The sequence below is a fragment of the Dyella sp. CR10 genome, assembly GCF_055814425.1.
The window spans coordinates 176882-195434 of the sequence record NZ_CP185986.1; the positions used below are offsets into that span (position 1 = coordinate 176882).

At 66.7% G+C, this 18553-nt stretch carries 16 protein-coding genes; all 16 read left to right on the top strand.

Features of this window, described 5'->3' with window-relative positions; genetic code table 11:
• Window positions 1-71 precede the first annotated feature (71 nt).
• The 16 genes from hmgA to asnB all read left to right on the top strand — a co-directional run bounded on the left by hmgA (window position 72) and on the right by asnB (window position 18495).
• The gene (gene hmgA / locus ACNR9O_RS00845) at window positions 72-1364 is read left to right on the top strand and encodes a homogentisate 1,2-dioxygenase (RefSeq protein ID WP_473683878.1); all 1293 of its coding nucleotides are present in this window, start codon (window positions 72-74) and stop codon (window positions 1362-1364) included.
• A gap of 4 nt (window positions 1365-1368) precedes the next feature.
• On the top strand, window positions 1369-1965 hold the full coding sequence (locus ACNR9O_RS00850; RefSeq protein WP_473683876.1) for a hypothetical protein: 597 nt from the start codon (window positions 1369-1371) through the stop codon (window positions 1963-1965).
• Window positions 1966-1987: 22 nt separating this feature from the next.
• Window positions 1988-2974, top strand: a complete 987-nt coding sequence (locus tag ACNR9O_RS00855) for a fumarylacetoacetate hydrolase family protein (protein ID WP_473683874.1) — start codon at window positions 1988-1990, stop codon at window positions 2972-2974.
• Window positions 2975-3259: 285 nt separating this feature from the next.
• Window positions 3260-3724 (top strand): low molecular weight protein-tyrosine-phosphatase, encoded by a 465-nt coding sequence (locus tag ACNR9O_RS00860; RefSeq protein WP_473683872.1) that lies wholly within the window; start codon window positions 3260-3262, stop codon window positions 3722-3724.
• A complete protein-coding gene (locus ACNR9O_RS00865) occupies window positions 3721-5922 on the top strand; it encodes a polysaccharide biosynthesis tyrosine autokinase (protein WP_473683870.1) in 2202 nt (733 codons plus the stop codon). Before ACNR9O_RS00860 ends, ACNR9O_RS00865 begins: the two co-directional genes overlap by 4 nt.
• Window positions 5923-6219: 297 nt before the next feature.
• Window positions 6220-7497, top strand: coding sequence for a Vi polysaccharide biosynthesis UDP-N-acetylglucosamine C-6 dehydrogenase TviB (tviB, locus tag ACNR9O_RS00870; protein ID WP_473683868.1), 1278 nt, complete (start codon window positions 6220-6222; stop codon window positions 7495-7497).
• Window positions 7497-8540 carry an NAD-dependent epimerase gene (locus tag ACNR9O_RS00875; RefSeq protein WP_473683866.1) on the top strand — a complete coding sequence of 348 codons (1044 nt, stop codon included), beginning with the start codon at window positions 7497-7499 and terminating at the stop codon, window positions 8538-8540. Before tviB ends, ACNR9O_RS00875 begins: the two co-directional genes overlap by 1 nt.
• Window positions 8540-9493, top strand: coding sequence for a Gfo/Idh/MocA family oxidoreductase (locus tag ACNR9O_RS00880; RefSeq protein ID WP_473683864.1), 954 nt, complete (start codon window positions 8540-8542; stop codon window positions 9491-9493). The genes ACNR9O_RS00875 and ACNR9O_RS00880 overlap by 1 nt, the downstream gene beginning before the upstream one ends.
• Before the next feature lie 7 nt (window positions 9494-9500).
• On the top strand, window positions 9501-9674 hold the full coding sequence (locus ACNR9O_RS00885) for a hypothetical protein (protein WP_473683862.1): 174 nt from the start codon (window positions 9501-9503) through the stop codon (window positions 9672-9674).
• Window positions 9671-10162: an acyltransferase gene (locus ACNR9O_RS00890; RefSeq protein ID WP_473683860.1), complete on the top strand. Its 492-nt coding sequence runs from the start codon at window positions 9671-9673 to the stop codon at window positions 10160-10162. The genes ACNR9O_RS00885 and ACNR9O_RS00890 overlap by 4 nt, the downstream gene beginning before the upstream one ends.
• Window positions 10163-10166: 4 nt before the next feature.
• A complete protein-coding gene (locus ACNR9O_RS00895; RefSeq protein ID WP_473683858.1) occupies window positions 10167-11417 on the top strand; it encodes a glycosyltransferase in 1251 nt (416 codons plus the stop codon).
• Window positions 11414-12883, top strand: a complete 1470-nt coding sequence (locus ACNR9O_RS00900) for a lipopolysaccharide biosynthesis protein (protein WP_473683856.1) — start codon at window positions 11414-11416, stop codon at window positions 12881-12883. The genes ACNR9O_RS00895 and ACNR9O_RS00900 overlap by 4 nt, the downstream gene beginning before the upstream one ends.
• Window positions 12880-14142 carry a glycosyltransferase gene (locus tag ACNR9O_RS00905; protein WP_473683854.1) on the top strand — a complete coding sequence of 421 codons (1263 nt, stop codon included), beginning with the start codon at window positions 12880-12882 and terminating at the stop codon, window positions 14140-14142. The genes ACNR9O_RS00900 and ACNR9O_RS00905 overlap by 4 nt, the downstream gene beginning before the upstream one ends.
• Window positions 14139-15446, top strand: coding sequence for a hypothetical protein (locus tag ACNR9O_RS00910; protein WP_473683852.1), 1308 nt, complete (start codon window positions 14139-14141; stop codon window positions 15444-15446). Before ACNR9O_RS00905 ends, ACNR9O_RS00910 begins: the two co-directional genes overlap by 4 nt.
• A complete protein-coding gene (locus tag ACNR9O_RS00915; protein WP_473683850.1) occupies window positions 15443-16528 on the top strand; it encodes a glycosyltransferase family 4 protein in 1086 nt (361 codons plus the stop codon). The genes ACNR9O_RS00910 and ACNR9O_RS00915 overlap by 4 nt, the downstream gene beginning before the upstream one ends.
• Window positions 16528-18495, top strand: a complete 1968-nt coding sequence (gene asnB, locus ACNR9O_RS00920) for an asparagine synthase (glutamine-hydrolyzing) (protein WP_473683848.1) — start codon at window positions 16528-16530, stop codon at window positions 18493-18495. The genes ACNR9O_RS00915 and asnB overlap by 1 nt, the downstream gene beginning before the upstream one ends.
• The last annotated feature ends 58 nt before the right edge of the window (window positions 18496-18553 follow it).

The following is an 18553-nucleotide window of genomic DNA, read 5'->3' on the forward strand; positions in this document are numbered from 1 at the left end:
CCCCGGGCGTTCCATACTCGTCCTGGCCCCCTCCGCGTGGGAGGGGGAGGATCCGCCAAGAGTGAAGCGCAATGGAAACCAACGGCTACCAGTCCGGCTTCGGCAACGAATTCGCCACGGAGGCGGTCCCCGGCGTGCTGCCCGAAGGGCAGAACTCGCCCCAGCGCGTGGCGCATGGCCTGTATGCCGAACAGCTTTCAGGCACGGCCTTCACTGCGCCGCGGCATAGCAATCGGCGCAGCTGGCTGTACCGCATCCGGCCGGCGGCGGTGCATCAGCCGTTCGAGCCGCACGCGCATGCCCGGTTCCACAACCGCTTCGACGAAGCGCCCGTCACGCCGAATCAGCTGCGCTGGGACCCCTGGCCGCTGCCGGCGGCGCCGGTCGACTTCGTCGAGGGGCTGGTCACTCTTGCGGGCAACGGCGGCCCGGCCGAGCAGGCCGGCTGCGGCATACATATATATGCGGCGAACCGCTCCATGCAGGGCCGCTTCTTCTACGACGCCGACGGCGAACTGCTGATCGTTCCCCAGCAGGGGCGCCTGCGCTTGTGCACCGAGCTGGGCGTGCTCGAGGTGAGCCCGCTGGAGGTCGCGGTGATTCCCCGCGGCGTGCGCTTCCGGGTCGAACTTCCCGACGGCGCGGCGCGTGGCTATGTCTGCGAGAACTTCGGCGCGCTGCTGCGCCTGCCGGACCTGGGGCCGATCGGCGCCAACTCGATGGCCCTGCCGCGAGATTTCCTGACGCCGCATGCGTCCTATGAGGAAGACGAAGGCCAGTTCGAGCTGATCGCCAAGTTCCAGGGTTCGCTATGGACTGCCAGGATCGATCACTCCCCGCTCGACGTGGTGGCCTGGCACGGCAACTACGCGCCGTACAAGTACGACCTCACCAGATACAACACGGTCGGCTCGATCAGCGTCGACCACCCGGACCCGTCGATCTTCACCGTGCTCACGTCGCCCAGCGACACCCCGGGCACGGCCAACATCGATTTCGTGATTTTCCCGCCGCGCTGGCTGGTGGCCGAGCACACATTCCGCCCGCCGTACTTCCACCGCAACGTGGCCAGCGAGTTCATGGGGCTGATCGAAGGCGCCTACGACGCGAAGGAAGGCGGCTTCGTGCCGGGCGGCGCCAGCCTGCACAATTGCATGAGTGGGCATGGTCCCGATGCGGCGAGTTTCGAGAAAGCGACGAACGCGGCATTGGACAAGCCCGATCACCTGACCGGCACCATGGCCTTCATGTTCGAGACGCGCAAGGTGATTCGCCCGACCCGCCAGGCGCTCGAGGCGCCGCAGTTGCAGCGCGGTTACTACGAGTGCTGGCAAGGTATACGGAAGCACTTCCACAAGGACTGACGCCATGAGCCTGCATCGTCCCCTGTTCGCCGTTCTCCTGGCCGCCGGACTGACGGCCTGCGGCGGCAACGAGCCCGCCGCTCCGGTTGCCCAGGCTCCGGCAGCGTCCACTGCGGCTCCGGCCATTCCGGCCGCGCCAGCACCCGCGGCACCAGCAGGGCAGGCCGCGTTCGCCGGGTTCGGCGACATGCGTTTCGGCATGGACGAGGCGGCGTTCCGGCAGGCCTGGGGCGGTGAGCTGAAGACGCAGCGTCCGGCGACGGGTTCCACCTGCGCCTATTTCTACCCGGCATGGGTGAAGACCCCGCCCGACCTCGGCTTCATGTTCGAGGAGGGCAAGTTCGTCCGCTACGACGTCGCTACGGCGAAAGAGACCGCGCCGGGCGGCGGCAAGGTCGGCATGGACAAGAGCGAGCTGGTTCGTCTCTACGGCGACAAGGGCGAAACGTTCCCGGACAAGTACGATCCCGCTGCAAGCACCTTCCGCGTGCGCGGCGAGGGGGGAGCGGCCGCCGTCTTCGCGATCGGCGCCGACGGCAAGGTAAGCAAATGGCGCGTGGGCGTACCCCCGCAGGTCGATTACGTCGAAGGCTGCGGCTGACGCGCAGCACACGGAGCAGAGAATGAAGCTTGGCAGTCTGAAGGAAGGCGGTCGCGACGGCACCCTGGTCGTGGTGAGCCGCGATCTGGGCGTGGCGGTGAAGGCCACGGGCATCGCGGCGACCATGCAGGCCGCACTGGACGATTGGTCCCGCGTTGCGCCGCGGCTCAATGCGCTCTACGAACAACTCAATGCCGACCAGGCCGAAGGCGCCTTCGCGCTGGATATGGATGCGCTGGCCGCGCCGCTGCCGCGCGCGTACGAGTTCGTCGACGGCAGTGCCTACCTGCCGCACGTCGAGCGCGTACGCAAGGCGCGCGGCGCCGACGTGCCGGAGTCGTTCTACGTCGATCCGCTGATGTATCAGGCGACCAGCGCGGGCTTCCTTGCGCCGCGCGATCCGGTGGTGGTGCCGAGCGAGGACTATGGCATCGACCTGGAAGCCGAAGTGGTCGTCATTACCGACGACGTGCCGATGGCGGCGACGCCCGCGCAGGCCGCCGGTCACATCCAACTGGTCGGTCTGGTCAATGATGTCTCGCTGCGCGGCCTGATTCCTGCCGAGCTGGCCAAGGGCTTCGGCTTCCTGCAATCCAAGCCGCGTTCGGCCTTGTCGCCGGTGTTCGTCACGCCCGATGAGCTGGGCGATGCATGGCGCGACGAGAAGCTGCATCTGCCGATGCGTACATGGATCAACGGTACATGGTTCGGTGCCGCCGAATGCGGCGTCGACATGCAGTTCAACTTCGCGCAGCTGGTCGCCCACGCGGCGAAGACGCGACCGCTGGTCGCCGGCACCATCGTCGGTTCCGGCACCATCGCCAACGAAGATACCGGCAAGGGGGCTTCGTGCCTGGCCGAGCAGCGCACGGTCGAGACACTGCGCGATGGCAAGCCGAGCACGCCGTTCCTCAAGTACGGCGACACGGTGCGCATCGATGTCACCGATCATGCCGGCGCATCGATCTTCGGCGCGATCGAACAGCGCATTGCGCCACAGAAGACGTGAGACATTCGACGCGTTCTACACGAAACCGTCACGCAAGAGCTCGCTAACGCGGGCTCTTGTCGTATTTAGACATGTAAAAAAATGTCGATGCGTACAGCTCGTCCCCGAACGCGGGCTGTACGGCTATGCAACATTCGCGACGCGATTCTCGCCATCGAGCCGGAATATTCTCTAGGATAGGTCTGGTTTTCGTCCGGCAACGTTGGTTAGACGAAACAGGGGGATGTCGGTGTCAGGCTCGCTTGGATGCGGCCTCCACATTCTTTTGTAGAGTCGGGCAACGCTGTGTTCGAACGCATCTTGCTTGTGTGTGTGGGCAATATTTGCCGCAGCCCCACCGCCGAATATCTCTTGCGGCATCGCCTGGACACTGCTCAGGCGACCATCTCGAGCGCCGGTCTCGGCGCGCTCGAAGACCATCCCATGGATGCCACCGCGGCGGCGTTGCTGCGCGAGAAAGGCATCGACGGCAGTGCGCACCGCGGCCGCCAGCTGCAGCCTTCGATGCTGCGCGAGGCCGATCTCGTGCTGGTGATGGAAAAGACCCACGCGGCGCGCATCGCGCGCATCGCGCCGGAAGTCAGCGGCAAGGTGATGCTCCTCGGCAAATGGCTGGGGGAAAGGGAAATTCCTGATCCGTACGGGCAGTCGCGGCCGGCCTTCGAACATGTCTACGGACTGATCGATCAGGCCATCGCGCGCTGGCTGCCGTACCTCGCTCCCTCTTTCTCCAAAGCGGCGTCCTCATGACCGATCCCCGACCTGTCACCCAGCGCAACGACGACGAACTCGACTTAGGTGCGATTCTCGGCACGATCGTCGACAACAAATGGCTGATCGCCTCGATCACCGGCCTGTTCCTGGCCTGCAGCCTCGCCTATGCGCTGCTCGCCACACCGATCTACCAGGCCGACGCGATGGTGCAGGTGGAGCAGAAGGTGCCCGAACTGCCGGGTATCAGTGCGCTCAGCCAGACGCTGGGCGCCTCCAACTCGCAGGCCAACACCGAGATCGCGCTGATCACTTCGCGCGCGGTGATCGGCAAGGCGGTGGATGACCTGAAGCTCGACATCATGGTGTCGCCGCGCCACTTTCCGCTGGTCGGCACCGGCATCGCGAGGCGCTTCGCCACGTCGCACCCGGGTGAGATAGCGACACCGTGGCTTGGCTTCGCGCGCTACGACTGGGGCGGTTCGAAGCTGGATCTGCAGCGCATCGAAGTGCCCGATCACCTGCTCGGCAAGACCATGAGCCTAGTCGCCGGGGACAATGGCAACTACACGCTGTTCGATCCGGATGGCGATGAGCTGTTGCAAGGCGCGGCCGGGCAGATCGCGACCGGCAAGGGCGTGACCTTGCAGGTCGGTTCGCTCAAGGCCAATCCGGGCACGCGCTTCGATGTGCGGCGCGAGCGTGCGCTGACCACCATCAATCAACTGCAGCAGGCCATCCAGGCCACTGAGAAAGGCAAGGACTCCGGCATCATCGGCCTGTCCTACCAGGACGCCAGTCCCAAGCTCGCCGCCGCGCTGCTGGATCGCGTCAGCGAGTGGTATGTGCGCCAGAACGTGGAGTGGAACGCCGCCGAGGCCGCCAACAGCCTGAAGTTCGTGCAGGAACAGCTGCCCAAGGTGCGGCAGGATCTGGATCGCGCGCAGGCCGCGCTCAATGCCTTCCAGATCCAGGCCAAATCGGTCGACATCACCATGCAGACCAAAGCCTTGCTCGACCAGAGCGTCGCGGTCGAGACCAACATCCAGCAGTTGCGGATGCAGCAGGCGGACATCGAGCGCCGCTTCACGCCGCAGCATCCGGCATATCGCGCACTGATGCAGCAGATCGGCCAGCTGGAACAGCAGAAAGCCGACATGAACAAGCAGGTCGGCGACTTGCCCGACACTCAGCAAGAACTGCTCAAGCTCACCCGCGACGTCGAGGTGAGCAACCAGACCTATACGGGCCTGCTCAACCAGGCGCAGCAGCTGGACATCGCGCGCGCCGGCAAGGTCGGCAACGTGCATATCGTCGACAACGCCGAAGTGGACGTCACCAGCCCGGTGAAGCCGAAGAAGGTGATAGTGGTATTCGGCGGCACCTTCGTCGGCGCCTTCCTCGCGCTGGGCCTGGTGTTCGTGCGCCAGATGCTCAATCGCGGCGTCGAGGAGCCGGCCGCCATCGAGCAGCTCGGCCTGCCGGTCTACGCCTCGGTTCCGGTCAGTCCGACCGAGCGCGAGATCGGCCTCACTGATCGCGCGCGCGGCGACGGCAGGCATCACCTGCTGGCGGTCAGCTCGCCGACCGACCTGGCGACCGAAGCGTTGCGCAGCCTGCGCACCAGCCTGCATTTCGCCCGGATGGAGGCCAAGAACAACGTCTTGATGATCTCCGGCTCAAGTCCGGAGGCGGGCAAGACCTTCGTATCCGCCAACCTCGCTGCGGTAATCGCGCAGGCCGGTCAACGCGTGTTGGTGATCGATGGCGACATGCGCAAGGGTTCGCTGCATAAAGTCATGGGCGGCCGACCCAATAATGGCTTGTCCGAGCTGATCTCCGGCCAGATCGACATTGATGCCGCCGTGCGTCCGCTGCTGGCGCTGGAAAACCTGCACTACATCGCGCGCGGCAAGGTGCCGCCCAACCCGTCGGAGCTGCTGATGAATCCGCGCTTCGCCGAGTTGATGGAAAAGTTGATCCCGCGCTACGACCTGGTGTTGATCGATACGCCGCCGATCCTGGCGGTGACCGACGCCTCGATCATCGGCCATATGGCCGGCACCAGTCTGCTGGTCGTGCGCTTCGGTCTGAACCAGGCGCGCGAGATCGCGCTGGCGCGGCAACGGTTCGCGCAGAACGGCGTGGAGATCAAGGGCGCGATCTTCAATGCCGTCGAGCGCCGCAGCAGCGGCTACTACTCGTACGGCTATTACGAGTACAAGAACGGCACGTGAGTGAATGCCGCGTGATGTTCGTTGGACGGAATTTGCGATACGCGTCGTGAATTCCGCCAGCCAGCTTCATGATCCTGTCAAGAGCATGGGCGAATATTTGGACGTTTGGACGGCTAAACGTTGACGCGTTTCGCTCTATTGAGAATGCGCATCGGCAAGTTGTTTCGCTTCAGGCCGCAGTAAAGAAATACTTGCCACATTAGCCGACTCGACGTGCATCGAAGGCCGCAAGGCTCCCCCTCGTTCACGGTCCTTTGACAAGGCGAACCGCCGGACCGTCACCAACTGGAAGATCGGATGCAGCAAGTGATCAATGCCAAGATCGCCGTGATCGGCCTGGGCTATGTAGGCCTTCCGCTGGCCGTGGAATTCGGCAAGAAGTACGACACGGTGGGTTTCGACATCCGCGGTGCGCGGGTGGAGGAGTTGCGCGCGGGGAAGGACGCGACGCTGGAAGTGGAGGCGTCGGAGCTGGCCTCGGCGACGCGGCTGCGTTATAGCGCTGCGCTGGAGGATCTGCGCGACCGCAACGTGTACATCGTGACGGTGCCCACGCCGATCGACGCGGCCAAGCGGCCGGACCTGACGCCGCTGGTGCGGGCGAGCGAGATGCTGGCCAAGGTGCTCAAGCGCGGCGACGTGGTGGTGTACGAATCGACGGTGTATCCGGGCTGCACGGAAGAAGTGTGCGTGCCGCTGCTGGAGGCGGGCTCGGGCCTGACGTTCAACCAGGATTTCTTCGCCGGCTACAGCCCGGAACGGATCAACCCGGGCGACAAGCAGCACCGGGTGACGAGCATCCTGAAGGTGACCTCCGGTTCGACGCCGGAGGCGGCCAGCTACGTGGATGCGCTGTACTCGAGCATCATCGCGGCCGGCACGCACAGGGCCAGCAGCATCAAGGTGGCCGAGGCGGCGAAGGTGATCGAGAACACGCAGCGGGATCTGAACATCGCGCTGGTGAACGACTTGGCGATGCTGTTCAACAAGCTGGGCATCGACACGCTGGAAGTGCTGGAGGCGGCGGGAACGAAGTGGAACTTCCTGCCGTTCCGCCCGGGCCTGGTGGGCGGCCACTGCATCAGCGTGGACCCGTACTACCTGACCCATAAGGCGCAGGAGGTGGGCCACCACCCGGACGTGATCCTGGCGGGGCGGCGCACCAACGACGGCATGGGCCCGTACGTGGCCGGCGAGGTGGTGCGGCTGATGGTGCGCAAGGGCATCAACCCGGTGCGGGCGAAGGTGCTGGTGCTGGGCCTGGCGTTCAAGGAGAACTGCCCGGACCTGCGCAACACGCGAGTGATCGACATCGTGCAGGCGCTGCGCGGCTACAACGCGCAGGTGGACGTGCACGACCCGTGGGTGGACGCGGCCGAGGCGGCGCACGAGTACGGGCTCGAACCGATCGGCGCGCCGGCGCAGGGCGCGTACGACGCGGTGATCGTGGCGGTGGGCCACCGCGAGTTCACCGCGCTGGGCGGGGCGGGCATCCGCGCGCTGGGCAAGCCCGCCTCGGTGGTCTACGACGTGAAGTACGTGCTGCCGCGCGAGGCGGTGGACGGGAGGCTGTGATGAAAGTGCTGGTGACCGGCACGGCCGGCTTCATCGGATCGCACGTGGCGCTGAAGCTGCTGGCGCGCGGCGACGAGGTGATCGGGCTGGACAACCTCAACGACTACTACGACGTGTCGTTGAAGCAGGCGCGGCTGGCGCGGGTGCAGGCGCACGCGGGCTACACCCACGTGCACGCCGACCTGGCCGACCGCGACGCGATCGAGCGGTTGTTCGCGCAGCACCGGCCCGAGCGCGTGGTGCACCTGGCCGCGCAGGCGGGCGTGCGCTACGCGGCGACCAACCCGCATGTGTACGTGAGCAGCAACGTCACCGGCTTCCTGCACGTGCTGGAGGGCTGCCGCCATCACGGCGTGCAGCACCTGGTGTTCGCCTCGACCAGCTCGGTGTACGGCGCCAACACGGACCTGCCGTTCTCCGAGCACCGCTCGGCCGAGCATCCGCTGACGCTGTACGCGGCGACCAAGAAAGCCAACGAGCAGATGGCGCACAGCTACGCGCATCTGTACGGGCTGCCGTGCACGGGGCTGCGCTTCTTCACGGTGTACGGCCCATGGGGTCGGCCGGACATGGCGCTGTTCCTGTTCACCAAGGCGATCCTTGCCGGCGAGCCGATCCCGGTGTTCAACGAGGGGCGGCACAAGCGCAGCTTCACCTACATCGACGACATCGTCGAAGGAGTGGTGCGCACGCTGGACCAGGTGCCGAGCAAGGATGCGTCGTGGGACGGCCGTCATCCGGACCCGGCCACCAGCGGGGTGGCGCCGTACCGGCTGTACAACATCGGCAACGAGCGTCCGGTGGAACTGCTGCGCTACATCGAGGTGCTGGAGCAATGCCTGGGCCGCAAGGCGACGCTGCAACTGCTGCCGCTGCAGGCCGGCGACGTGCCGGCGACGGAGGCGGATGTGTCCAGCCTCGCCGCCGCGGTGGGTTACCGGCCGACGGTGTCGGTGGAAGAGGGCGTGGCCGCTTTCGTGAAGTGGTATCTGACCTATGATGCCGTCGCGGCTCCGGTCGCGGCGATCGCAGGAGCCGCTTGATGAAGAACTTCGCTTTGATCGGCGCCGCCGGTTATATCGCTCCGCGCCATATGCAGGCCATCCGCGACACCGGCAACAAGCTGGTAGCAGCCTACGATCCGAACAACGCGGTTGGCGTGATCGACAGCTATTTCCCCGAGGCCGATTTTTTTACCGAGTTCGAGCGCTTCGACCGTCACGTGGATAAGCTGCGCCGCGCCCGCCATCCGCAGCGCGCGGACTACGTGTCGATCTGCTCGCCCAACTATCTGCATGACTCGCACATGCGTTTCGCCCTGCGCTCCGGCGCCGATGCGATCTGCGAGAAGCCGCTGGTGCTCAATCCGTGGAATATCGACGGCCTGCAGGAGCTCGAGCGGGACAGCGGCCACCGGATCCATACCATCCTGCAGCTTCGATTGCATCCGCCGATCGTCGCGCTGCGCGAAAAGGTGCGCAGTTCCAGGCGGGCCGTCCGCCACGAGGTGGACCTGGCCTACGTCACCTCGCGCGGCCACTGGTACCTGCAGTCCTGGAATGGCGACACCAAGCAGTTCGGCGGCATCGCCACCAGTATCGGCGTGCATCTCTTCGACATGCTGCATTTCATTTTCGGCGAGCTGCAGCAGAACGTGGTGCACCAGCTGACCGAGACCAAGGCCGGCGGCTATCTCGAATACGAGCACGCCCGCGTACGCTGGTTCCTCTCGGCGGAGGTGGGAGACATGCCGGCCGCGCAACGCCTGGCCGGCCAGCGCAGCTATCGCTCGATCACGGTGGACGGCGAGGAGATCGAGTTCTCCGGTGGCTTCACCGACCTGCATACACGCAGCTACCAGGAAATCCTGGCTGGTCGCGGTTTCGGGCTGGAAGAGAACCGTTGCGCCATCGCCACCGTACTGGATATCCGCCACGCCGCCCCGATCGGCCGGCGCGGCGAATACCACCCATTCTTCAAACGCAAGGCCGGCTGAGGCAATCATGGCCTACTACCAACATCCCAGCGCGAAAGTCGACGAAGGCCCCCGGGTCGACGAAGGCTCGCATGTTGGCAAGGGCGTATCGCTCCATGCCGAGCGCACGTACCTGTCCGACGCGCAGACCGCCATGATGGCCGACGATCTTGCCGCAGTGCCGGCGAGGTGGACACCGTGATCGACCTGTTCGCCCGATGCATTAGCGGTTCGGTGGACTGGGCCCAGCGCCGCAGCCATGCGCGGCGGCTGCGCGGTTATCCGGGAGTGGCGGCGTCGGCCACGGTAGGGCTGGGCAGCAAGCTGATCGGACCGCCGGAGAACTTCCACATCGGCGAGCACAGCTATCTCAACCAGGCGCACCTGTCCTGCGGACCGGGTTCGCACGTGGTGATCGGGTCCGGCTGCGCGATCGGCTACAACGTGTCGATCAAGGCGCTGACCCACGATCCGGCCAAGCCCACCAACAATGCCGAGGGTCCGTTGCGCCATCTGGAGCGCGACATCGTGATCGGCGACGACTGCTGGATCGGTGACAACGTGTTCATCCGCGATGGCGTGGTGCTGGGCGACCGCGTCATCGTTGGCGCCAATTCGGTGGTGACGAAATCGTTCGCCGGCAACCAGGTCATCGCCGGGATCCCGGCGCGGGTCATTCGGGAGCGCTGACGACATGTACGCATCCGCCGTCCGCGACGACTTCCACGTGCTGGTGATTCCGTCCTGGTATCTGGCCCGTCCGGGTGACATCAACGGCAGTTTCTTCCGCGAGCAGGCGCTGGCTTTGCATCGGCACGGCTGCAAGCTGGGCGTGATCTATCCGCAGTTGCGCTCGATGCGTCAATGGCGCGGGCTGACCGGCAGCCAGAACGGTCCGCGGCGCGAGTTCGACCAGGGCATGCCGGTGCTGCGCTCGCCGGGCCTCAATCCGTTCCCGCTGCTGCATCACGCCGCCTGCGCGTGGTGGGTGCGCCATGGCCTGAAGCTGTACCGGCAGTACGTCGCCGAGTTCGGCCGCCCGGACGTGATTCACGCCCACTCCGCTCTGTACGGCGGCGCGCTGGCGCGGCAGCTATGGCTGCGCGAGGGAGTGCCCTACGTGCTGACCGAGCACAGCTCCATGTATCCGCGCGGCCGGGTGAGTGCTGCCCAGGCGCGCATTGCGCGCGAAGTGGCCCGCGACGCGCGGCGGCGTTTCGCGGTGAGTGCCTCGTTCGGCGGCTTTCTCGAAGGCTATTTCGGCGCGGACGTTGGATCGTGGGAAGTGATGCCCAACATTGTCGATGCCTCGTTCGGCGAGCGCCCGCTGGGCGATGCGGCGGTCGAGGACCGCTTTGCCTTTCTTACCGTGGGCGGGCTCAACGAGAACAAAGGCATCCACAAGCTGTTCGAAGCCTTCGCACGCGGCTTCGCCAGCGCGCCGCAAGTGCACCTGCGCATCGGCGGCCACGGCCCGGAACGCGCGCGGCTGGAGAAGCTGGCCGTGCAACTGGGCATCGCCGACCGCGTGAGCTTCCTCGGCGCGCTGACGCGTCAGCAGGTGGCCGAGGAACTGGCGCGTGCGCAGGCGCTGGTGCATCCCAGCCGCTACGAAACCTTCGGCGTGGCCATCGTGGAGGCGCTGGCGATGGGCCGGCCGGTGGTGGCCACCCGCTGCGGCGGCCCGGAAGGCATCATCACGGCGCGCGACGGCCTGCTCGTACCGGTCGACGATGTGGATGCCCTGGCCGATGCCATGCGCGAGCTGCGCGAGCGAATCGACCGCTACGACGCGGCGGCGATCCGTCAGGGCTGCCTGGAACGTTTCGGCGAAAGTGCAATGGTGGCGCGTCTGCGTGGGGTCTATGACGCGGTGACGGGTCGCGAGCCGGGCCAGTGGCGCGAATACGCCGAGCCGTCGCCGGGCAAGGTGGCCGGGCAATGAACCGGAGCAAGCTGCTCGGTTTCGCGCTCGGTCCGCTCGGTTCGGCGGCGGTCGGCTTCGTCACACTGCCGATGCTGGCCTGGTTCTTCAGCGCCGAGGACATCGGCCGCATCGCCATGCTGCAGGTGGCGACCAATTTCGCGGTGATCCTGTTCACCTTCGGGCTGGATCAGAGCTATGCGCGCGAATATCACGAGTCGGCCGACAAGCCGGCGCTGCTGAAATCTGCAGCGCTGCCGGGCCTGCTTATCCTGGGCTTGCTGCTGGTGGCGATGATGGTCATCGCGCGAGGTTCGCTGTCGCAGGCGCTGTTCGCGGTCGACGACAGCGCGCTGAGCGCGATCGCGGCGGTGTCGATCCTGGCCACCTTCGTCTCGCGCTTCCTGTCGGTCATCCTGCGCATGGAAGAGAAGGGTCTGGCTTTCTCCATGAGCCAGGTGCTGCCGAAGCTGCTTTTCCTGGCGCTGGTGGTTGTCTATGCGCTCGCGGTGCCGGGGCGGACTTTCTTCATGCTGCTGGCGGCGTACACGCTCTCGATCGTGGCGGTGATGTTCGCCTACGCCTGGAACACCCGCCACGCCTGGGTACCGGCGCTGGCGGCGCGGGTGGACCGGCAGCGTCTGCGCGCGCTGGTCGCGTTCGGCTTTCCGCTGATCTTCGGTGGCGTGGCCTCCTGGGCGCTGATGGCCATGGACCGGGTGTTCCTGCGCCAGTTGTCGACGTTGACGGAGCTGGGCGTGTTCTCGGTGGCGGCGAGCATTGCCGCGGCGGCCGGCATCGTGTCCAGCATCTTCTCCACCGTGTGGGCGCCGACCGTGTATCGCTGGGCCGCCGAGGGCGATGCGCAGGCGAAAATCGATGCGGTCACCGATCACCTGCTGGCAGCGGTGGTGCTGATCTTCGTTGCCACCGGCCTGCTGTCCTGGGTGCTGGCGCTGGTGCTGCCGGCGACCTACGACCGCGTGCAATACCTGGTGGCTGCCAGTCTGGCGCCGCCGCTGCTGTATGCGCTGTCCGAATGCGCGGCGGTGGGCATCAGTCTCGCGCGCCGCAGCATGTATTCGATGCTGGCCTCGTTCCTGGCCGCGGTGGCCAACGTGGTCGGCAACTACCTGCTGGTGCCGCGGCTGGGCGCGGGCGGCGCGGCAATCTCCACCGCGGTGTCGTTCCTGTTGTTTCTGGTCGCGCGCACCGAGTTCTCGTGCCGCGTATGGCGGATCGTACCGCGCGCGCGGCTGTATTCGGCCACCGCGGCGGTGACCGCGCTGGCAGTGGCTGTCGTGCTGTTCGGCGAACACCACCGCGGCGCCTTCCTGTGGCTGTGGGCCGGGTTGGGGCTGGTGTCGCTGGCGTGGTTCCGTACTTCGCTTTCGTTGGCCGTGCGGGCCTGTGCGAAAGCCGTGCAGAACGTGCGGTTGCGCGCGGCAAGTGCGCCGGCTGAGCTACGTGGAAATGGAGCGCAATGAGCAAGATCAATCTCTTCCTGTTCGCCGCCCATCACGCCACCGGCAACATCGCCGCGCTGCGCTTCAAGGGCCTTATGAAGTACCTGGACGAGAAGCGTTACCGGGTGCATGTATTGGCGCGCGAACAGGGCGCGGTGCCGACGGTGTCGGGCCCGTCGGCGGTGGAAGTGATCCGGCTGCCGGGACACTGCGTGGGCAGCGAGTCGTCGCTGGTCTCGTCGCTGCTGAGCATGGCTTCGGCCTTCGTGCCCGCGCTGCCGTTCGTTGCGGCCCGCGGTGGCGATGCCGCCAGCCGCCCCTGGCTGGTCAATGCGCTGGCCGAGGCGGATCGGCGTTGCAGCGAACGGCTGGCGGCCGGCGAGCGCTGCGTCGTGATCGGCACCTATTCGCCGATCGACGCACTGATCGCCGCGGCGAGCCTGGCTTCGCGCCACGGTTTGCCATGCATCCAGGATTTCCGCGACGGGCTGGTGTTCGAACCGCTGGGCCGGCCGGGCATCGCCGCCGATGCCGCACGTCGCCTGATCGAAGCGCGGGTGATTGCCGCGGCGAGTCTGGTCACCTCGGTCAGTCCGGCGCTGGTGGAGGATTTCGCGCGCCGCTATCCGGGCAAGCGCACCGGCCTGCTGCCGAATGGCTTCGATCCCGACGACTTCGCGGAACATCTCGAAGAAGATGTCGAGGAGGCGGCAGCCCTGCTGGAGCGGGAGACTCCCCAGGGTGCCATGCTGATCGGCCACTTTGGCCGTGTGGGCGCGAGCGACGCTTCGGCCTCGCAGAGCATGGAGCACTTCATCTCGCTGATGAACGCGCTCGAGGACGGCCATGCTCGTCGTCACGTGCTGTTCGTCGGCGAGTTGACCGAGGGCGAACAGCGGTCGCTACAGCGCGCGCGCTTCGGCGTCACCACCATTAAGCCCGTGCGGCGGGGGCTGGCCTTGCAGCTGATGAAGCGCTGCGACCGCCTGCTGCTGCTTACCGGCAACCGCGCGGGCTGCATTCCTGGCAAGGTGTTCGAGTACCTGGCTTCCGGCTTGCCGGTGGTGTGCGTGTCTCGTGTGGAGAGCGCGGCCTCGTCGATCCTGGCCCAGACTGGCGCCGGACGAACCCTGGTGACGCAAGGCGGCGGCGAGAGCGCCGAAGCCTTGCGCCGCATCCTGGCCGTGCCGGCCGAGAGGCGCCGCGATATCGACGCCTACAGCAAGGTGGTGCAGGCCGGCGTACTGGATCGGTGGATCGCCGACATGGTGGCCTTATGAATCCGTCTCTCTCGCCTTCGATGCGCGGCATGCCCGGCCCCGTGCCGATGAGCGAGCGCAGCATCACGCGCCGGCACCTGTTCCTGCTGTCGGCGATCGGCCTGCTGCTGCTGGCGGTGGTGGTGCCCAATTCGCTGCCGGTACCCACCGCGGCGTTGCTGGGCCTGACCGCGGTGCTGGCGCTGCCCGGTTTCCGCCTGGGCCTGGGTTTCAAGAAGCTGCTGGCGCTGTACGTGTGCACGGCGCTGATTACGGTGATCTACACCGCCGTCGGCTATCTCAACGACGCGCCGCCGGAAGCGGCCGCGCAGATGCTGGTGATCTATCTCCTGTCGCCGTTGCTGTGGATGCTGGTGGCGGCGGGCCTGATGCGCGCGCCGGGGCCCGAGCGGCTGGTCGACTGGTTCGTCGTGCTGACCGTGTTCGCCTGCGCCAGCGTGGCCGTGTATTTCTACCTGTACTTCCATTACGGCGCGGATGCCGTGTCGTTCTTCTTCAAGGGGCAGGCCAACATCAACCTGCAGGGCGGCTTCGCCGGCGCGATCATGCATGTGTACGGTTCGCTGATCTTCCTGGCCGGCGGCTTCTACAGCTCGCCGGAACTGATCCGCAACCGCCTGCTGCGAATGGCCGTTTTGGCGATGATCTTCGTGAGCGCGGTCACCTCCGGCCGTTCGGCGCTGATCCTGGCCATTCCGGTGGGCTGGGTTCTGGGGCGCCTGCTCGGCTCGCGCACGCTGGGGTTCCGGCGCAGCATACGTTCGCCGCTGGCGCGGCTGGTCAAGGTAGGCCTGCCGATGGTGGTGGGCATGGTGGCGGTGGTGGTGTTGCTGCAGACTTACACCAGCATCCGCCTTGAAGTGATCTACGACAGCTTCGCCGACAAGCTCAGCTCCGGCGGCGGCAGCTCTCGCGTGGGCATGGCCGGCTCGCTGTTCGAGGGTATCCTCGACAACGGCGGCATCGGCGCCGGCCACGGCAAGGGCGTGAGCTTCGTCAGCAGCACGGAATATCCGTGGCGTTACGAGCTGGTCTGGCTGGCCACGATCTACCGTGTCGGACTGCTCGGCGCGGCCGTATATGCGCTACCGTTCGTGGTCTACATCTGGCGCGTGCTGATGCTGGCCAAGGCCAGGAAGCTGCCGCCGCACCACAAGTTTCTGTTCAGCGCCTTCGTGGCCGCGTTCATCGCTTCCAACACGAATCCCTACATCGAGGCGTTCGCGTTCCAGTGGATGTACACCATCCCGCTGGTGGCGCTGTTCGTGGAATACCCGAGAGGGACCGAGCGAGCGCCTGCATGAAGCGACTGAAAGTAGCCCTGTTCTCCCGTTATTCCCGTCTGGGTCCGAGCACGCGACTGCGCAGCTTGCAGTACCTGGACGAGCTGGAGCGGCAGGGCATCGACGTGGACGTGCACGAGCTGTTTCCCGATTCCTATCTGGAAGGCCTGTATGGCGCGCGGCCGCAGGCGGCGAAGTTCACTGCGTGGCGCTACTACGGTCGGCGCATCGCCGAACTGTTCCGTGGCGCCGGGCACGACCTGGCCTGGATCGAGGGCGAGCTGTTTCCGTACCTGCCGTATGGTTTGGAGGCTGCGCTTTCGCGGGGCGCGCGCCCTTACGTGGTGGATTACGACGACGCGCTGTTCCACAAGTACGACCTCTCGCCCAGCCCGGTGGTACGCCGCGTGCTCGGGCGCAAGATCGACCGCGTGATGGCGCGCTCGGCCTGCGTGATCGCCGGCAATCCCTATCTCGCCGCGCGCGCCGAGCAGGCGAAGGCCGGACGCGTGGAGATCATCCCCACCGTGGTGGACGAGCAGCGCTACGCCACGGTGAGCCACGGCCAGCGCGCGCAGCCGGCGATCGGCTGGATTGGCTCGCCGGCGACCGAGCATTACGCGCTGGACATCCGCGATGTGCTGCTGCGTGCCTGCGCCGGCGGCGCAGCGCGCCTGCTGCTGGTCGGCGCGCGGCCGGAGACGGCAGCGCAGTTCGAAGGGATCGACGTCGAAGTGGCGTCGTGGTCTGAAGAGACCGAGGCCGAGCAGATCGCCCGCATGGACATCGGCATCATGCCGTTGCGCGACGGTCCGTGGGAGCGCGGCAAGTGCGGCTACAAGATCATCCAGTACATGGCTTGTGGCCTGCCGGTGGTGGCCTCGCCGGTCGGCGTCAATGCCGACATCGTGCGCCACGGCGACAACGGTTTTCTCGCTGCGAACGACGATGACTGGCAGCGCAGCCTGTGCCGCCTGATCGAAAGCCCGCTGCTGCGCGAGCGCCAGGGCCGTGCCGGCCGCCGCCGGGTGGAAGACGATTACAGCCTCGCCTCGCAGGCCCCGCGCCTGGCTGACGTGCTGCGCACCGTGGAGGCCGGCTGATGTGCGGCATCGCTGGACTGTGGACACCGGCCGGCGCGCCGCGCGAGCGGCTGGAGCGCACCGCGCTCGCCATGACGGCACAACTGCTGCATCGTGGCCCGGACGATGGTGGCGTGTGGAGCGACGAGGGCGCCGGCATCGCGCTGGCGCAGCGGCGCCTGGCCATCATCGATCTGTCGCCGGCGGGCCATCAGCCGATGCATTCGGCTTGTGGCCGCTATGTGGCGGTGTTCAATGGCGAGATCTACAACCATCTCGAACTGCGCGCGCATCTCGCCGTGGAAGGCAGCGCGCCGGCGTGGCGCGGCCACTCCGACACCGAGACGCTGGTGGCGTGCATCGCGGCGTGGGGGCTTGAGCGCAGCCTGCAGGCGTGCATCGGCATGTTCGCCGTGGCGCTGTGGGACCGGCACGAGCGCAGCCTCGCGCTGGCGCGCGACCGCCTCGGCGAGAAGCCGCTCTATTACGGCTGGCAGAGCGGCAGCCTGCTGTTCGGGTCCGAACTGAAGGCGTTGAAGGCGCACGAGGGCTTTCGCGCCGACATCGACCGCGACGCACTGGCTCTGCTGCTGCGGCACAACTGTGTGCCCGCGCCGTACAGCATCTATCGTGGCATCTTCAAGTTGCGCCCTGGCCACGTGCTGCGCTATCACGCGGACGGTCCGCGCGAAGTCGAGCCGCGGCCGTACTGGCGCTACAACGACGTGGTCGCCGCTGGCATGGCCGAGCCGTTCTTCGGTAGCGAGCAGGAAGCGGTGGACGCGCTGGAGACGCAGTTGGCCGAAAGTGTGCGCGCGCAGATGCTGGCCGATGTGCCGCTGGGCGCCTTCCTCAGCGGCGGCGTGGACAGCAGCACCATCGTCGCGCTGATGCAGAAGCAGAGTAGCCGGCCGGTGAAGACCTTCACCATCGGCTTCGGCGAGGACGGCTATGACGAGGCCGCGCACGCCAAGGCGGTCGCGGCGCATCTTGGCACCGACCACACCGAGCTGTACGTGCGACCGGACGATGCACTGGCGGTGATTCCGAAGCTGCCGTCGATGTACTGCGAACCGTTCGCCGACAGTTCGCAGATCCCGACCTATCTGGTCAGCCAGCTTGCTCGTCGTCATGTCACCGTTGCGCTCAGCGGCGATGCCGGCGACGAACTGTTCGGCGGCTACAACCGTTACCTCGCCGTGCGGCGGGTGTGGGAACGCATGCAACGCCTGCCGTCGTTCGTGCGCCACGCCGCCGCCGGCGCTCTGCGCGCCGTGCCGCCGGCCACCTGGGACCGCTGGTACGAGCATGCCCGCGTGCTGCTGCCGCGGCGCTTGCACGTGTCCACCCCGGGCGACAAGGCGCAGAAGCTGGCTGGCGTGCTGACACTCTCCAGCGGCCAGCAGTTTTTTCATCAGCTCACCAGCCAGTGGAGCGATCCGGAAAGCCTGGTGCACGGCGCCGCCGAGCCGCCGACGCTGCTGACCGACCCGCAGGCCTGGCCGCAGACCGACAGCCTCGAGCACTGGATGATGGCGATGGACGCGCAGGCGTACATGGCCGACGACATCCTGGTGAAGGTGGACCGCGCGGCGATGGCCAACAGCCTGGAGACGCGCGTGCCGCTGCTCGATCCGCGCGTGGTCGCGCTGGCCTGGCGCATGCCGCTGCACTTGAAGATCCGCGACGGCCAGGGCAAATGGCTGCTGCGCCAGGTGCTGTACCGGCACGTGCCGCAGGCCATGATCGAACGTCCGAAGCAAGGCTTCGGCGTGCCGCTTGACAGCTGGCTGCGCGGTCCGCTGCGCGACTGGGCCGAGAGCCTGCTCGACGAACAACGCTTGCGCCGCGAAGGCTATCTGCGTCCCGCGCCGATCCGGCGTGTGTGGGCCGAGCATCTGAGCGGCAAACGCAATTGGCAGCACCAGCTGTGGAACGTGCTCATGTTCCAGGCCTGGCTGGGCGCCGAACAGGGGAAACCGGCATGAACGCGCTCCACGCAGACCGGCGCATGCGCCGTCTGTGGCGGAACCGCGCGAGCGATCC

Bases quoted from the DNA above. Each gene is read 5' to 3' on its own strand.
- ACNR9O_RS00880 (WP_473683864.1), top strand. From the start codon at position 8,540: ATGAAGAACTTCGCTTTGATCGGCGCCGCCGGTTATATCGCTCCGCGC.
- ACNR9O_RS00905 (WP_473683854.1), top strand. From the start codon at position 12,880: ATGAGCAAGATCAATCTCTTCCTGTTCGCCGCCCATCACGCCACCGGC.
- ACNR9O_RS00895 (WP_473683858.1), top strand. From the start codon at position 10,167: ATGTACGCATCCGCCGTCCGCGACGACTTCCACGTGCTGGTGATTCCG.
- hmgA (WP_473683878.1), top strand. From the start codon at position 72: ATGGAAACCAACGGCTACCAGTCCGGCTTCGGCAACGAATTCGCCACG.
- ACNR9O_RS00885 (WP_473683862.1), top strand. From the start codon at position 9,501: ATGGCCTACTACCAACATCCCAGCGCGAAAGTCGACGAAGGCCCCCGG.
- tviB (WP_473683868.1), top strand. From the start codon at position 6,220: ATGCAGCAAGTGATCAATGCCAAGATCGCCGTGATCGGCCTGGGCTAT.
- ACNR9O_RS00900 (WP_473683856.1), top strand. From the start codon at position 11,414: ATGAACCGGAGCAAGCTGCTCGGTTTCGCGCTCGGTCCGCTCGGTTCG.
- asnB (WP_473683848.1), top strand. From the start codon at position 16,528: ATGTGCGGCATCGCTGGACTGTGGACACCGGCCGGCGCGCCGCGCGAG.
- ACNR9O_RS00865 (WP_473683870.1), top strand. From the start codon at position 3,721: ATGACCGATCCCCGACCTGTCACCCAGCGCAACGACGACGAACTCGAC.
- ACNR9O_RS00855 (WP_473683874.1), top strand. From the start codon at position 1,988: ATGAAGCTTGGCAGTCTGAAGGAAGGCGGTCGCGACGGCACCCTGGTC.
- ACNR9O_RS00850 (WP_473683876.1), top strand. From the start codon at position 1,369: ATGAGCCTGCATCGTCCCCTGTTCGCCGTTCTCCTGGCCGCCGGACTG.
- ACNR9O_RS00910 (WP_473683852.1), top strand. From the start codon at position 14,139: ATGAATCCGTCTCTCTCGCCTTCGATGCGCGGCATGCCCGGCCCCGTG.
- ACNR9O_RS00915 (WP_473683850.1), top strand. From the start codon at position 15,443: ATGAAGCGACTGAAAGTAGCCCTGTTCTCCCGTTATTCCCGTCTGGGT.
- ACNR9O_RS00875 (WP_473683866.1), top strand. From the start codon at position 7,497: ATGAAAGTGCTGGTGACCGGCACGGCCGGCTTCATCGGATCGCACGTG.